The 13,498-nt window shown below is 41.6% G+C and carries 19 protein-coding genes, 1 tRNA gene and 1 pseudogene; 14 read left to right on the forward strand and 7 right to left on the reverse strand.

The features are described from left to right. Nucleotides 1-331: 331 nt before the first annotated feature. The 6 genes from ASULF_RS05680 (at nt 332) to ASULF_RS05705 (ending at nt 3,404) form a co-directional block, all read left to right on the forward strand. A complete protein-coding gene (locus ASULF_RS05680; protein ID WP_015590743.1) occupies nt 332-601 on the forward strand; it encodes a hypothetical protein in 270 nt (89 codons plus the stop codon). Between the two features lie 238 nt (nt 602-839). Next, nucleotides 840-1,136, forward strand: a complete 297-nt coding sequence (locus ASULF_RS05685) for a hypothetical protein (RefSeq protein ID WP_015590744.1) — start codon at nt 840-842, stop codon at nt 1,134-1,136. A 25-nt stretch (nt 1,137-1,161) separates the two neighbouring features. Next, nucleotides 1,162-1,359 carry a hypothetical protein gene (locus ASULF_RS05690; RefSeq protein WP_048098138.1) on the forward strand — a complete coding sequence of 66 codons (198 nt, stop codon included), beginning with the start codon at nt 1,162-1,164 and terminating at the stop codon, nt 1,357-1,359. 350 nt (nt 1,360-1,709) lie between these two features. Beyond that, a complete protein-coding gene (locus ASULF_RS11315; protein ID WP_015590745.1) occupies nt 1,710-2,261 on the forward strand; it encodes a restriction endonuclease in 552 nt (183 codons plus the stop codon). Nucleotides 2,262-2,440: 179 nt separating this feature from the next. Next, on the forward strand, nt 2,441-2,878 hold the full coding sequence (locus ASULF_RS05700) for a hypothetical protein (RefSeq protein WP_144060485.1): 438 nt from the start codon (nt 2,441-2,443) through the stop codon (nt 2,876-2,878). Between the two features lie 148 nt (nt 2,879-3,026). Next, nucleotides 3,027-3,404: a hypothetical protein gene (locus ASULF_RS05705; protein ID WP_015590747.1), complete on the forward strand. Its 378-nt coding sequence runs from the start codon at nt 3,027-3,029 to the stop codon at nt 3,402-3,404. Between the two features lie 167 nt (nt 3,405-3,571). Here the strand turns inward: ASULF_RS05705 and ASULF_RS05710 are convergent, their stop codons facing one another. After that, complete coding sequence (locus ASULF_RS05710; protein ID WP_015590748.1) at nt 3,572-3,916, reverse strand: cupredoxin domain-containing protein; 345 nt, start codon at nt 3,914-3,916, stop codon at nt 3,572-3,574. 379 nt (nt 3,917-4,295) lie between these two features. Here ASULF_RS05710 and ASULF_RS11920 point away from each other — a divergent pair, with 379 nt between their 5' ends. Continuing rightward, nucleotides 4,296-4,451 (forward strand): hypothetical protein, encoded by a 156-nt coding sequence (locus ASULF_RS11920; RefSeq protein ID WP_169336388.1) that lies wholly within the window; start codon nt 4,296-4,298, stop codon nt 4,449-4,451. Between the two features lie 215 nt (nt 4,452-4,666). Here ASULF_RS11920 and ASULF_RS05715 read toward each other — a convergent pair. After that, nucleotides 4,667-4,740: transfer RNA gene (locus ASULF_RS05715), tRNA-Met, on the reverse strand. Nucleotides 4,741-4,911: 171 nt separating this feature from the next. Between ASULF_RS05715 and ASULF_RS05720 the strand changes: the two genes are divergently transcribed. Genes ASULF_RS05720 through ASULF_RS05730 form a run of 3 tightly spaced genes read left to right on the forward strand, consistent with a single transcriptional unit; the run spans nt 4,912 to nt 6,133 of the window. Then, nucleotides 4,912-5,229: an ArsR/SmtB family transcription factor gene (locus ASULF_RS05720; RefSeq protein ID WP_015590749.1), complete on the forward strand. Its 318-nt coding sequence runs from the start codon at nt 4,912-4,914 to the stop codon at nt 5,227-5,229. Nucleotides 5,230-5,232: 3 nt separating this feature from the next. Further along, nucleotides 5,233-5,439: a hypothetical protein gene (locus tag ASULF_RS05725; protein ID WP_015590750.1), complete on the forward strand. Its 207-nt coding sequence runs from the start codon at nt 5,233-5,235 to the stop codon at nt 5,437-5,439. A 13-nt stretch (nt 5,440-5,452) separates the two neighbouring features. Then, nucleotides 5,453-6,133: a phosphoglycolate phosphatase gene (locus ASULF_RS05730; protein ID WP_015590751.1), complete on the forward strand. Its 681-nt coding sequence runs from the start codon at nt 5,453-5,455 to the stop codon at nt 6,131-6,133. Between the two features lie 122 nt (nt 6,134-6,255). Here ASULF_RS05730 and ASULF_RS05735 read toward each other — a convergent pair whose 3' ends face one another. The 3 genes from ASULF_RS05735 to ASULF_RS05745 form a co-directional block, all read right to left on the reverse strand. After that, nucleotides 6,256-7,503 (reverse strand): acyl-CoA dehydrogenase family protein, encoded by a 1,248-nt coding sequence (locus tag ASULF_RS05735; RefSeq protein ID WP_015590752.1) that lies wholly within the window; start codon nt 7,501-7,503, stop codon nt 6,256-6,258. 10 nt (nt 7,504-7,513) lie between these two features. Then, nucleotides 7,514-8,992 carry an AMP-binding protein gene (locus ASULF_RS05740; RefSeq protein ID WP_015590753.1) on the reverse strand — a complete coding sequence of 493 codons (1,479 nt, stop codon included), beginning with the start codon at nt 8,990-8,992 and terminating at the stop codon, nt 7,514-7,516. Between the two features lie 76 nt (nt 8,993-9,068). Continuing rightward, nucleotides 9,069-9,476, reverse strand: coding sequence for a MerR family transcriptional regulator (locus ASULF_RS05745; protein ID WP_015590754.1), 408 nt, complete (start codon nt 9,474-9,476; stop codon nt 9,069-9,071). A gap of 198 nt (nt 9,477-9,674) precedes the next feature. Here ASULF_RS05745 and ASULF_RS11690 point away from each other — a divergent pair. The 4 genes and pseudogenes from ASULF_RS11690 to ASULF_RS05760 form a co-directional block, all read left to right on the forward strand. Beyond that, a pseudogene (locus ASULF_RS11690) lies at nt 9,675-9,801 on the forward strand (IS481 family transposase); the annotation flags it as partial. Nucleotides 9,802-9,995: 194 nt separating this feature from the next. Next, the gene (locus tag ASULF_RS05750; RefSeq protein WP_015590755.1) at nt 9,996-10,394 is read left to right on the forward strand and encodes a PaaI family thioesterase; all 399 of its coding nucleotides are present in this window, start codon (nt 9,996-9,998) and stop codon (nt 10,392-10,394) included. Between the two features lie 341 nt (nt 10,395-10,735). Next, complete coding sequence (locus tag ASULF_RS11925; RefSeq protein WP_015590756.1) at nt 10,736-10,891, forward strand: hypothetical protein; 156 nt, start codon at nt 10,736-10,738, stop codon at nt 10,889-10,891. 102 nt (nt 10,892-10,993) lie between these two features. Next, entirely contained in the window at nt 10,994-12,031 is a 1,038-nt protein-coding gene (locus ASULF_RS05760) for a hypothetical protein (RefSeq protein ID WP_015590757.1), read from the forward strand. Between the two features lie 523 nt (nt 12,032-12,554). Here the strand turns inward: ASULF_RS05760 and ASULF_RS05765 are convergent. Together ASULF_RS05765 and ASULF_RS12180 are read right to left on the reverse strand one after the other, a co-directional pair. Continuing rightward, nucleotides 12,555-13,292, reverse strand: coding sequence for a hypothetical protein (locus tag ASULF_RS05765; RefSeq protein WP_015590758.1), 738 nt, complete (start codon nt 13,290-13,292; stop codon nt 12,555-12,557). Between the two features lie 89 nt (nt 13,293-13,381). After that, on the reverse strand, nt 13,382-13,468 hold the full coding sequence (locus tag ASULF_RS12180) for a DUF365 domain-containing protein (protein ID WP_330217184.1): 87 nt from the start codon (nt 13,466-13,468) through the stop codon (nt 13,382-13,384). Nucleotides 13,469-13,498 lie beyond the last annotated feature (30 nt).

Here is a 13,498-nt window from a genome sequence, read left to right on the forward strand (position 1 = left end):
CTATAAAACTGAAACATTTTATCCAAGTCATCTGCACAGCCCACCTCAGAAAAACCCTCTCTTGCCTCAATTCACACTCCCCTTCTTTTTCAGCCTTTAAATACTCTCAAATTCAACTTTTCCAAAAATGAGTATTTCTGGAAGACCATGTTAGCTCTGAAATCATACCTGTTTGAGCTTGCTTTGCAAGACCGAAAATTATAATCGGGAGATAATCGCTTAATAAGCCCAACTCAGCAGCAGATGTACCAGCTCATGGGCATTATCGGCCAACTTTCCAAGAGGGTCTGAGGTAGGAAAAGTTTATAGAGGTACAAAACATAAAGAAACAATGGTCAAAATATCCGAGATCGATGCAAAATCGATGTGGGATAATACAAAACAAGATCTTCCAGCGCATCAACGTATTCTAAGCGAAATAGTATTTTCTAATGCCGGTTCTCACAAAGTTTGCTGGATTTGTGGGAATGAGAAAGACATCTTCTTGATATCTTCTGTTATGGATAATGGGAAGCAGATGCAAGCCATACTCTGTGAGAACTGCCTGATGATTCAGGAAAATACGGGTCTAAGAGTTGTTGAGAGTGAAAAGATAGAATAACTCGAAAATTGCATTGTCTAAACATTCAGGAAAAGCTTTGAACCGTACAAAAGTATTGAGCCCAAAAAATTTACAAATTTACAATTTTCTTTTTCAGTTGATTCATTACTCACCGTTTCTAGCATAGAAATGTAGGAAACCCAAACATCACACAGCCAAAAAGGACACGATCCTCGGCTTTTACCCACACCCCCCACTTTTTCAAGCTTTATATACTTACATTTCCACAAAGAAATGTATGCTGGATTATTTATCTCCCATCCTGGTTGAAGCTCCCGACGATCCTAAGTACAAAAAGGAAAGAGGGCAAAAGGCAAGTCATAAGCGACCCTTCCGCATCTTTCGCCCTGTAGAATACGAGCTACTCAAGCAAGGAGCCAAGAAAAAAGAGCTCAACCTCGATGTACTCCTACTCACAGGACTCAGATATGAGGAGGCTCGCAGACTGCAACAGCACCCAGAGTGGTTCGACGGCATATTTATCAGGATACCAGAGATGAAGGTGACAAGACGAAGAAAGCAGAGACAGAGATGAGGCTCAGCTTGATGGGAAGAAAATCTTGCCATTCTTCTTCGACAACAAACCTCTTCCAGATCCACACACATGGAAAGAAAATCTCATGAGGTGGGCTGAGAAGGTTGGGCTGGATTCGAGAGGATTGGGGTGCCAAGACGACGAGGAAGACCTGGGAAAGCTGGCTGATGTTTTACTTTCCGGAAAGAAGGATAGAAATCATACAGAGCACACACCCTTCTGACTGCTGTGGAACACTACCTCAACATGCCATTCACCGAGGACGATCACAGGTTGATGGAAAAGTATGTTCACGGGTGGTAGCTTTAAGCTGGTGCCCCCGAAGATGGCAGAGGTTGAGGTTCAAAGTTCTGAAGAGAGACTAATTTACTTGTCAAACTGTGGCAGAACTGTGGTTTTGGAGGTTCAAAAATGGAAGATATTTACTGAGTGAAAAGCATCGATGAATCATTACATGCAGCTACCCTCCTCCAAGACTGAGAAAGAAGAGAGAACTGCTAGTGGAGTGTTCGGATAAAAGACATCTTTAAATAATAACGTAAAATTAATAGGGGATTCAATAGATCATTCTCTATGAATCAACTTAGTTATGAAAAAGGAGTGGAACTTGAGAAATTGGTTGCACAACTTTTCAAGAGCAAGGGTTACGATGTCATGCATAATGTCAAACTTAAAGGCCGTTCGGGTGTTGAACATCAGATCGATGTTTATGCAGAGTACAAATGCCCACTCCATCTTTCAAGAATAGTAATTGAGTGCAAGGCGTATGATACCCCTATCAACAAAGATATCGTTATGAAACTTATACAGGAGGTCCTAGATCTGGGAGTAGATAGGGGTATTCTTGTTACGACTTCTTATTTCACACCAGATGCCGTTTCAACAGCGAATGGGTACAATGTGGATCTATGGGACTACACGAAGCTGACAAGTCTTGTGGGAAATATAGAACTCCCAAGTGTCGAGCCAGTTAGCAACGTTTTTTACATCGAACCCAAACTCTCAGCCGAGCAAAGCAAAAAAGTAGCAGAGAAGCAAGTTAGGGGTTATTTAGAAGGGGAAAAGTACTGGAACTCATTACGGTGTTTTACCCATATTATGATTTTGATTGCGACGTTGCGATAACGGAAATCAGGGGACTATTGAAGAAGAAGTCCGAAGTAAAAATTGTCAAAGCTAAATTAACTGTTGACGCGTGCATAAATGCCCTTGTGAGTGCTCAAAGAGAAAGTGTTAAGCTGATTCTGCACGTACCACAAAAAATCTCGGACGCTGAAGCTGAAGCTTTTAAACTACTATTGACGATGGATTCCCTTACTGTTGCTAGTTTAGCCTCGCTGCTGAGTTGCTCTGAGGCAAAAGCAAGAAAACTCCTTCAAGGCTTAACTGCAAGGGGGTTGGCCAGGCAGGTAAAGGTCGGAAGGCAGATTCAATATGAACCCGGAGTAAATATCCCGCATCCATCGGCTTTGGCAGGAATTTCAATGCTCTACGAACTGAAGGACGGTGAACCAGTTGGTGAGAAGCTGCTACCGCCATCTATTAGTGTGAATGATGCCGAGAGAATGCTAAAGATGATCTGGGATGTCAAACTAAGCGACTATCGCTTGGTTTACTACCCATACCACATATGGAAGACATACGAAGGGGGCAAGGAAGGTATAGTCGCGGTGGATGCGCTCACAGGAAACGTTAACGACTTCGTCAGTAAACTCTTGGCCAAAACAATACTCTTTCATTAGACCCGAGCAAAGCTTTGAACAGGTCGCAAAAGCCTTTAGTAGTAAAGCGACTGTTTGCAGATATTGAGATTCAAAACTGCCTCAGAGGTGTCGACAAAATTTTTGACGAAAAAGTCTCTTAACTGTTACGAGGCAGGGAGGACTCTAAATGTTTTCTGATGAAATTAGAAACAGGATAAGAGAATTCATTCCAAAAAGAATTGACAAGTTCCCCAAGCTTAAACGTGGCGAACCTTATCGTTTTCATAAGTGGGGATACGACCGAGAGGGACGCTTTTGCCTTTACTACGTTGTAACGGGAGGAAAAGAGAAATACCCCAAAAGGATCCCTATAGAAGAGCTTGAGGCTGCAGTAGTCAGATTACTAGAAACAGGCAAATTTAACAGAGAGGACTTTAGAGAACTGTGCCCGGTTGCAAATAGTGATGGGCCATGTGGTTTTACTGTGATAGGCAGGATACTAGAGGCTCTTTATGGGGCCATGTATGAGGGAAGAGGTAGAGGCTTCGAAAAGATGTCTTTCTGAAACACCCTGAAGCTCTGTTGGGAGTATATAAACTCCCTCGACTTTTCCAGTGAGGGTTTTTGAAACACTGCAATTTGGTATCATTGAAAACTAAATAATCAGAATAGGTTCGTGTTATTTTCGTTTTACAAACTCCAAATTAAAAACAAATAGAAAACCGTTCAAAACTATTCAACAATAACAGTTCCCTTCATCGCGGGATGGATTTGGCAATAATAGTTGTAAGTACCTTTCTCGGAAAAAGTTCTCTCAAATGTGTCACCCTTTTTCAGATCTCCACTGGCAACGCCATCCTCGAAAGTAACGGTATGTCTCGCATTGTCCTCATTAACCCAACGAACTGTGGTGCCTGGGCTTATCCTTACTGTTTCTGGATCGAATGCGAAATCTCTGATCTTCACCTCAACGACAGATTGTTGAGCTTGAGGTTGTTGAGCTTGAGATGGGGCTTGGGGCTTTGCACATCCGGATAACAGCATAACCAGAGCCAGAATAAACATGGCTTTTCTCATAAGATCACCTGCTAATGCTTACAATTAATCATTTTATTTGATTACTTAATATACTTTTTCATACTTCATTTAGGAAAAGATGCAAAGCTAGTTCGGAGGTATTGATATTACTCACACCCCCTATTTTTTCAACCTTTATATACTCTTTTATCACATTTTTTTGAAATATGCGAGACCGGTTGGATCTGTTCTTGGGAAAGGTTGGCAAGGTGAGACAAGTTGCCAAAAAGAGTTGTTGCAAGAATTGAGCGAAGCCGAAGCACGCATACTATGTCGAGGGCGATGGAGCGGTTGTGGAGCAGCCGATGAGCGAACTCCGTAGGCTTCGGAGGAAGAGAGGAAGGAGGAGAGGGAGGAAAAGTAGGACGAGGAAGAACCCGTGTTAGTGTTGGTTTTAGCCGGCACAACAACAGCCTCAGTCGTAACACAGAGCACAAGTGGCTTGAGTGTCTCAGTCAATGTCCCAAAAGAGGTGAAGACTAACGGAATGAACTATGTCACACTGACTTTCGAGGACAAGGTAGGATACCAGTAACAGTTGGAGCTATGCACTACATAGCAAAAGTATCACAAGCAGACAAGTGGTACAAAAAATAGTAGATATTGTCCAATTTGTAAGGCTAAGCTTGAATATGTTAGGACTACGACTTTTGATCAGGTTGTTAAAAGACAGCGTCTTCTTGTGTTATGGTGGTTTGACAGGAAAATGAATATAGAGGTCTGGCGGGGATTTAACAATTGGAAAAATCATGCCGAGGGGGGGATTCGAACCCCCGACCTCCTGATTATGAGTCAGGCGCCCCAACCAGCTAGGCTACCTCGGCATGGTTTGCCAACTATTGTTACCCATTGTCTATAAAGTGATTATTAAATTTTTGCTTATCTTTTGCTATCGCTTATATTACTGTTAACGAAAATGCCATCCACACCACACTCATACCATCATCCAGTCTATCGAACCTGTCTATCAGTCATCAAACCCAATCGAAAGCTATATGTGTTTCCATGATAAATCGAGGAAAGTGCCCGAATTAACCCTTGCGAGGATAGTGAGCCTAGGAGATGCACTCTCGAATCCTCTGAGAGTCAAGATACTCAAACTGCTCATCGAGAAGGAATGGTATGTGTATGAACTGGCTAAAGAGCTTTCTATTTCCAGACAGCTTCTCTACCTGCACCTAAGAAAGCTTGAAAAGGCAGGACTGGTGAGCAGTGACATAAGGCTTGAAGAAAACAAGGCGAAAAAGTATTACTGGGCAAATGAATTTAAGTTTATCATAAGCAATGAGGCGATAAAAAATCTGGAGGTGTGAATTTTGCCGTGGGGTATGTATGAAGGAGGAAATTTTTTGGTATCTCTCACAGTGGGTTTCGGAATAGTCTCTATCATAATGATACTGGGATTCTATTTGCTGATAAAGAGCATAAATGACCTGAAAAACTCGATGATATCGATTGAGAATAAAGTTGAAAATGTGAATACCAAAGTTAAGGAGATAGCAGACCAGCTTGAAGAAATTTGAAACAGGTGATCGGATGACTTTCGATGTACAGGGGGTTGCAATAGACATAGATGGAACCATCACCTACAAAGACAGAAGCCTTAACTGCAGGGCTGTTGAGGCTATACGAAAGCTGAAAGTCCCTGTAGTCCTCGCTACCGGGAATATATCCTGCTATGCGAGAACAACCGCCAAGTTAATCGGAGCATCTGACATCGTTATCTGTGAGAATGGGGGAGTTGTGAGATTCGAGTACGATGGGGAGGATATAGTCCTTGGAGATATTGCAAAGTGCCTCAAGGCTGTTGAAATACTCGGAAATCACTTCGACATCGAAATCCTCGACTCAGAATACCGAAAATCAGAGGTGTGCCTGAGGAGGAACTTTGGACTGGAAGAAGGTAAAAAAATTCTGAAAGAGGCTGGACTTGAAGGAGTAAAGCTGATAGACTCTGGATTTGCCTACCACATAACAGATGCGAATGTCGGCAAGGGAAAAGCCTTGAAGTATATCTGCGACGAGCTTGGTATTCCTGTTGAGAAGTTCGTTGCTATTGGAGATTCTGAAAATGACATAGATCTCATAGAGATTGCTGGGATTGGAGTGGCCGTGGCAAATGCAGACATAAAGCTGAAGGAAAGGGCTGACATTGTCGTGAGCAGGAAGAACGGTGATGGGGTTGTGGAAGCTTTTGAGTTCCTGAATTTGATATAGTTTTTATCTATCGACTTTGGTGTTTGCATTCCAATTATCCTTTAGAGATTTAATCATACAGAGACCCTTTTAAAGCTATTGCAGCAATTATTGTCGCTTCGGCAGAAAAATAAAATAAAAAATTACTCGTAAACCTTCTCCCATTCCTTATACCAGTCCATCGCATCCTTCTCGAGATCTCTGTCCTTTGATGGCAACCCCATCAGTTTGTAGGTCTCATGCTGAATCAGTACCTTCATTATTTCGTTGCTACCTGTCCATATTGGAGAGAGACGCATGTCTCTCAGCATCCTTTCAACTGGATAGACCTGCGTGTAGCCTATCCCACCAAGAATCTGCATGGCTTTATTAACAACATCCCAGCCGACATCTGTTGCATAATATTTTGCCTCACTCACAAGCCTCCTCGGATCGAGCTTTGAGAGGCCTGTATCATACAAATCAACGGCTTTTGCAGCGGTATATGTTAAAGCTCTTGCCGCATCAAGCTTCGTCATCGCTTCAGCAACCATGAAGTTCACTCCCTGAAACTCCCTGATTTTCCTTCCAAAGGCCTTCCTCTTTTCCGAGTACTTTACAGCTATTTCCAGAGCAGCTCTTGCAGTTCCTATGGCTCCCGCAGCAGAAGTGAGCCTTTCCGGAATCATCATCCTGTTAAAGATTATCCTTGCACCATTAACCTCACCAATTCTGTATTCATCAGGCACCTCAACATCTTTGAAAACTATTCTTGCTGTACCCATGCCCCTGAAACCAAGCAGATTGTAAACTTCTTCAACCTCAACACCCATGTCTCTCTCAACGAGGAATGCCGTGAGAGCTTTATGTCCAGGAGCGCTTGGATCTGTTCTCGCGTAAATCAGGTAAAAGTCAGCGACCTTGCCACCAGCTATAAACCTCTTGGTTCCATTGAGTATCCATTTGTTCCCCCTCTTTTCAGCTTTCGTTGTCGTTCCAAAGAAGTCACTTCCTCCACGTGGCTCAGTTAATCCTTCAGCCGAGAGTTTTTTGCCCTTGATTATGGGCTTGAGAAATTCCTCTTTATGCCACTCCTCACCAAATCTGTATATTGCCTCACCAACTATGCTAACCATCGCATAACTGCAGCCCAGCCCATTACCGAGAACGCCAACTTCTTCCATTGCTATGCTCTCTGCAGTCCACGTTAAACCCCTTCCTCCATACTCCTCAGGAAATCTCAAGCCAAGCAGATTTCTCTTCGCAGCCCCCTCCAAGAATTCGAAGGGATAGTCGATCTCATCTTTATCCATCTTTCTCAGTAATTCTGGGTCAATACTTGCAACAAACTCCTTGACTTCCTCTCTAAGTTTGATCTCTTCCTCTGTTGACAGAACATCGTTTTCGAGCATTTTATCACTCTTATATACCAAGTTTCTGCTTGAGAGTTAATTTACTTATCTTTCCAGTACTTGTTAAAGGCATCTCTTCAACAAAAATTATTTCCTCTGGAATCCACCACTTCGCAATTCTGCCCTCTTCAACGAGTTTGAGGAGATGATTTTTCACTTCCTCCACGTTGGCTTTTTGCATCTCGGTTGGTTTTATGATTGCAACAGGCCTTTCGTCCCATTTTTCATCCTTTTTCCCAACAACAGCAACGTATTCCACCCATTCAACTTCTGAAATCGCTGATTCAAGGATGCTGCTTGGTATCCATTCACCACCACTCTTAATCGCATCTTTAACCCTGTCAAGGACCTTTATTCCTCCATCAGGCATGATTATACCAACATCCCCCGTTATGAACCATCCATCCTCGGTGTAGGCCTCTCTTGTTTTCTCCTCATCTTTGTAGTATTCTCCCGGAAGCCATGGAGCTCTGAAGAATATCTCCCCCATATCTCCACTCAGACCTTCAGGTTGGACTATTTTGAATTCGGCAAATGGAACTGGATGTGTTACCTCCCTCATGTAACCGGGTTTTGATTTGGCGTATGACGTCTGAATCGCTATTGAGGCGGCAAGCATATCCGTTGCTCCGTATATGGTTGTGAATTTTATCCCCCTGCTTTCCATTTTTCTTGCCAGATCGGATGTTACCGGGCTACCACCGACAAGAATTTTTAACCCACTTAAATCTTCGCCCGTTTCGAGGAGCATGTTTATCATAGTAGGCACTGCATTTATCCATGTCACTCCTTCTTCTTTCATGAGCTTTACAGCACCAACTGGATCGAATTTTCCACCCATTATCAGCTTCAGACCCATGTATGGTGCTATGAAAACTGTTCCCCATGCAAGAATGTGGTATATCGGAATCTGCGGAAACATAACGTCATTGCCCGTTAGTTTTGCTGGCGTTTCGTGGATTACAAGCTGATGAGCTATGCTCAAAGCTCCGTGCAACATTTTTTCGTGTGTGTATCTGACTGCTTTTGGCAATCCGGTTGTACCACTCGTGAACATGATCACTGAATAATCATCCTGTCTCACATCCCACTCAATTTCCTCTTCAGAATACTGTAAATCGTCGATAGAAATTGACTCACCTTCAAATACATTTGCAAGTGGCTTAAAGTCTTCTGAATATATTAGCAGCTGGGAATCGGATTTTTTCAGGGTGTATGCGATTTGCTCTGGTGGCAGTCGTATGTTGACAGGATAGATAATCCCTCCGGCAGCAGTAACGGCATATATGAGTTCAAAGAATTTTAGAGTGTTCCAATCAGCTACAGCTACCACTGTTCCCTTCTCAACACCAATTTTTTTAAGATAAGCTGCCAGTTTTAAAACCCTGCTGTATGTTTCACTGTAATTTTGTCTCTCACCAACTCCAGCAACCTCTTTTTCAGGAAACAGCTTTGCAGCCCTCTCCAAAACATACGGTATTGTATACATTCAATTCACCAACTTAACGTTAACGTTAACTTCTATTTAACAGTTTTGAAATTTAATGTGTAATCATTAAAAAATCTTACTTCCTTTTGCCCTCAAGCTCCTCAAGTCTCTTAAGAAGAATCTCTCTAAGCATCAGAATGTCTTCTCTCAATGCCTTCAGCTCCTCTATTTTTTCTTCAATTTCCTTTAACTTTTTCTCACCGTATTTCAGTGTAAGTTTTATCTGCTCGGGCTCACTGACATCGTACATATCTATCATTTCCTTGATTTCTTCAAGCCTAAAACCAAGTCTTTTACCTCTCAGAATGAGTTTAAGTCTTGCTCTATCTTTTCTTGTGAATCTCCTCTGATTTCCAGGTGTTCTCTTTGGTGATAGAAGGCCTACTTCTTCGTAGTATCTGATTGTTCTCGTGCTTATCTCAAACTCCCTTGCAAGTTCGGAGATGGTGTAGTGATTCTTTTTCGACTTTTTTTTGAGTTCCATCACGAAGAGAGATTTTAAAAAAAAGATATAACTTTTGTTGGTTATCTCTGGATGTTTAAATTTCCAAATATTATAATTTACAAATACTTGAAAACTAAATCAGGGAAGAACTATTGATAGTAGTGAATTTTAATCTACTATCCCTGCAGAGGTAATTATCTATCCCAAAATTATTTCACAACCCAGCATCCAACTCTTGTGAGAAAAACTACGAACAGGAAGATCATGGATCAGACAGCTTGACAGAGGAGCACCAGTAAAGAAAATAGCGGTGACGAGGGTAACTCTAAGAAAAGTCTATCAGATCAAAAAGCAGTACAAAGAGGCAGAATACCAGAGTTAAAACATAAGTGATTTAACGAGCTTGAGACACCTTATCAGCCATTCTGGGGAGGTTGCCAGCTGAGAGAGTTTTATGGTTCAACAGGAGGTGGTTGTTTGAGGATGAGGTTATTTCGGGATACCACACACCAAACCACAAAACAAAATAGATAAAAATGAATGAGCGAGTAGAAGGACATGGATAAGATCAGGGAATTCGAGGAGAAGGTGAGAAATTCTGGCTGGTATAGATTGATTGGAATGAAGCCAAAGCTGGGAGACAAAACGATTGTTGAGCTTGAGGTTTCTGAAAAACACCACCAGGCACTTGGAACAGCCCATGGTGGAGTTCTTGCAAGCATCCTTGACTCCGCCGCTGGTTTAGCTGTAAACAGGGAGCTTTATGGTTCTGGGAAGATAGCCGTAACAGCCGAGATGAAGGTAAACTACCTCAAACCGGTAAGAAATGGAAAGGTTGTTGCTGAGGGTGAGGTCGTCAGCTGGGGGAGCAAGATAGTCGTGGCAACATCAAAAGCGTATCAGAACGATGAACTGGTCGCGATATGCACAGTGACTATGTACATCGTTGAGGTTTGATTGAACTGCGGTTATTTTTAGCATTCGACTATGGTTGTTCTCCCAACTTTCTTCACAAATAATTCTTCAACCCCCATACTCTGCATACCTTGCTTCCTCTCACCAAATAACACTAATCCCTGCTCTTCTCAACCATCTCATCAAAGTCCAGAAACCTTGAAATCTCTCTTCAAATCCTCCCATCCTAATTCGATAGGTTCGAATCATGGGACAGTAGACAAATAAATCATATGAATGTTAAGCTCTTCAAACTTCTTTCTGACAATTTTAGCGTGGTGAATTCGAGCATTGTCAAGAATTATACAGAAAACTGTTGAATCAACCCCGAGAGGTGTTAAAAGATGGAAAAGAAGGTAGAAGGATGGAGATCCAGAAAGAGAGTTACGATACACATTACAAAAAGAAACCTCCACGAAAAACTGAAAAGCTGTTTTGAATATCTCCATTCCCTCGACACAGTAGTATGGACTGTTTTAGAGCAGATTTACCGGCAATAATCTTCATTTCATTTCGAAAAAGGAGGACTTTGGTAGTGGGCTCGCCCGGATTCGAACCGGGGACCTCCGCCTTGTAAGGGCGACGAGAGATATATTGAGAGTATGACCGAAATGTTCGAGAATTCTAAACTATCCACTCAAAATATAAAAAGTCTGCAAAATACATCAGACAGTCTCATTGATCTGGAGCTTGAATACTCTAGAGAGGAGCTTGAAGCTTACACTCAGAACAGATTGAAGGGAATATCAAAGAAAACCAGATGGTGGATTGAAAAAGCCAGCCAAACCTTCTGGGAGCAAACTCAGGGGGTGATCAGCTACAATACCATCAACAGATTGAGGGAATACACTTTGAACAACTGGGAATCGAGGGATGCGTGGAGCAAGGTTCTGAGCTTTGCCAAAGGCTTCCTTGGATACCTCTCCAAACTCAGGATGGATCAGAGGTATTTGAACTTCAGCATATTCCTTGAGATGCCTAAAGCCATCAAGGAGAAAAAGAGAACAACTGATAGAGTGATAACTGAAAAGGATGTTGAAAGAGTGATCAAATTCTTCATTAAGAGGTGGAAGGCTGGAGAGCTTAGCAGGAAAAAGACATTATCGCATGTTACCCAAACCCTCTTTGGAGCATATTCAGGGCAAAGACCATACACAATAGCAAGGTTAAGAGTTGATCAGTTTGAGGAAGCTCTGAAGCTCAAAACCCCAACAATTCTGGTTGAAGCATCTCAGGATAAGATCAGAATGGAACATTACGTTCCGCTACATCCTGATATTGTTCCCTTCCTGAAAGCATTGCTGAAGATCAGGAAAAAGCAGGGGAAGGAAAAGATGTTTGATTACAACAGCTATGAGCAATTACTTAAGAGGGCAAAGATCTCTCTGGAGAGAGGAGATCTTATCAAAGATCCCAACAAAAGGCATTTTGTTGTTGGGGATCTCAGGAAGTTTGCAGAACAGATGGCAGATAAGATCAAGTGGGATATTTCAAACAAGAACTACATATTAACTCATGGAGTATCAAGTGTTGATTGGAGCAATTACAAGCATCCGCTCCCCGAGTTTGTTTATCAGATCTACATGGAGAGCTGGGAAAATGTTCACCTGGTACCCAAGGAAGCCTATGAATTGCTTTGATCTCTCCTATTTTTTCAGCAAAATTGTAGCAAAATTGTTCTATTAGTTTTAATAGGGCATTCTATTAGCGATTTAGAGCTTCATTTAAACTGAAACGCAAAGGCATCTCCTATTATAATAAGCGAGATTAATAATATTATTAATAGAGCCGTTAATAATAGTAGTGCCTCAACAGAGATACTTTCGATCAGAGTTGGAGAAAAAATGCGTTCCTAATAGGCAGTTCTATCAAAATTATTAGAGAAATCACGACGGCTAAACAATACAATCGGTTAACTTAATGGGTGGTTCTTCTTGAGCAGGGGAATTATAAGAAACATCATTGGGATATTTGTTGAGTGGAAAGTTCGGATTGAAGTTAGAAAATCAAACCAATGAATTATTTCTGAAGGCATCTAATAATCCAGCCCAACCCTCATTTATCTCTCCTCTCAGCATCCAGTGGATTTCACTCAAAAGCAAGCCGTATCCTTTAGGACCGAGAACCGCCTGAGTTTTCGCCAGCCCCAATGTTGCTGCAATTTTACCGGTTGTTGTAAATGCTGCTCTGTACGCAACCTTTTTCTTCTAAGAAGTAGAAATCTACCACGAACAGGAAGAGATTCTTGTAAAACTCCCAATAATCTTCATCCCTACTGCTTGGCAGTTTTTCGGCTGATTCGTATAGTTTGTTGTATGAATCAATGAGGGCAGAGTAACCAAGTGCTTTTCTAATGTCTTGTATCCCCACGAAGTTCTCTTTGGAGGGATCAATTTCAGGTATTTGTGTTCCAAATTTTTGATTCAGGGTTTTTGCAATATGGTTGATTCTGTATGTTTGTCTGTTGAAAGTTTCGTAATCTTCAAAGAATGTTTCGTTAATCGGGCCTATAGCTTTTATTTCATCAGCCAAGATATTTGCGAGCTCTTTGTGGGATTCATTGATAGATTCTTCCTGCATTAAGGCATCAATGTGGAATTTGAGTAATTCGATAACATCTTGATTGAATGGATTCCGCTTCAGTTCATCATAAAGTGCAATAATTATTTCTGTGTTAAAACCGAGTTCTTTCGCTTCTTCAATCAACTGTTCTTCCTGGTTTACTAAAGATTCGTAAGCTTCTTTAATTTCAATCTGAGTGACATTCTCAACAAATTGCTTTCCTTCTTCAACAAATTTGCTGGGATTTTCAGGTGCCATCTCCCCCAACTGAGAACAGCCAGTAAGTAATAAGGCAAGCAATATCAAAGAGGCACCAAGAAAGCCTCTATCCAAATCCATATATTTATTGCTTCAGATAAACAATTTAAAATTTTCCAATAGCAAAAATGTGTTTATGGAAACCCAATTAGTTAAGTTTTATCCCTCTTTCAGATACGCCCTTCAACCGGCACAAACCTCTTTGGTTTAACAGGTTTATCGTATTTCTTGATATCTTCAAGCCCCCTCTCCAACAAAACCTGTATCCTCGTGGGATTGATAGAAAA

The organism is Archaeoglobus sulfaticallidus PM70-1 (assembly GCF_000385565.1).
GTDB lineage: Archaea > Halobacteriota > Archaeoglobi > Archaeoglobales > Archaeoglobaceae > Archaeoglobus_A > Archaeoglobus_A sulfaticallidus.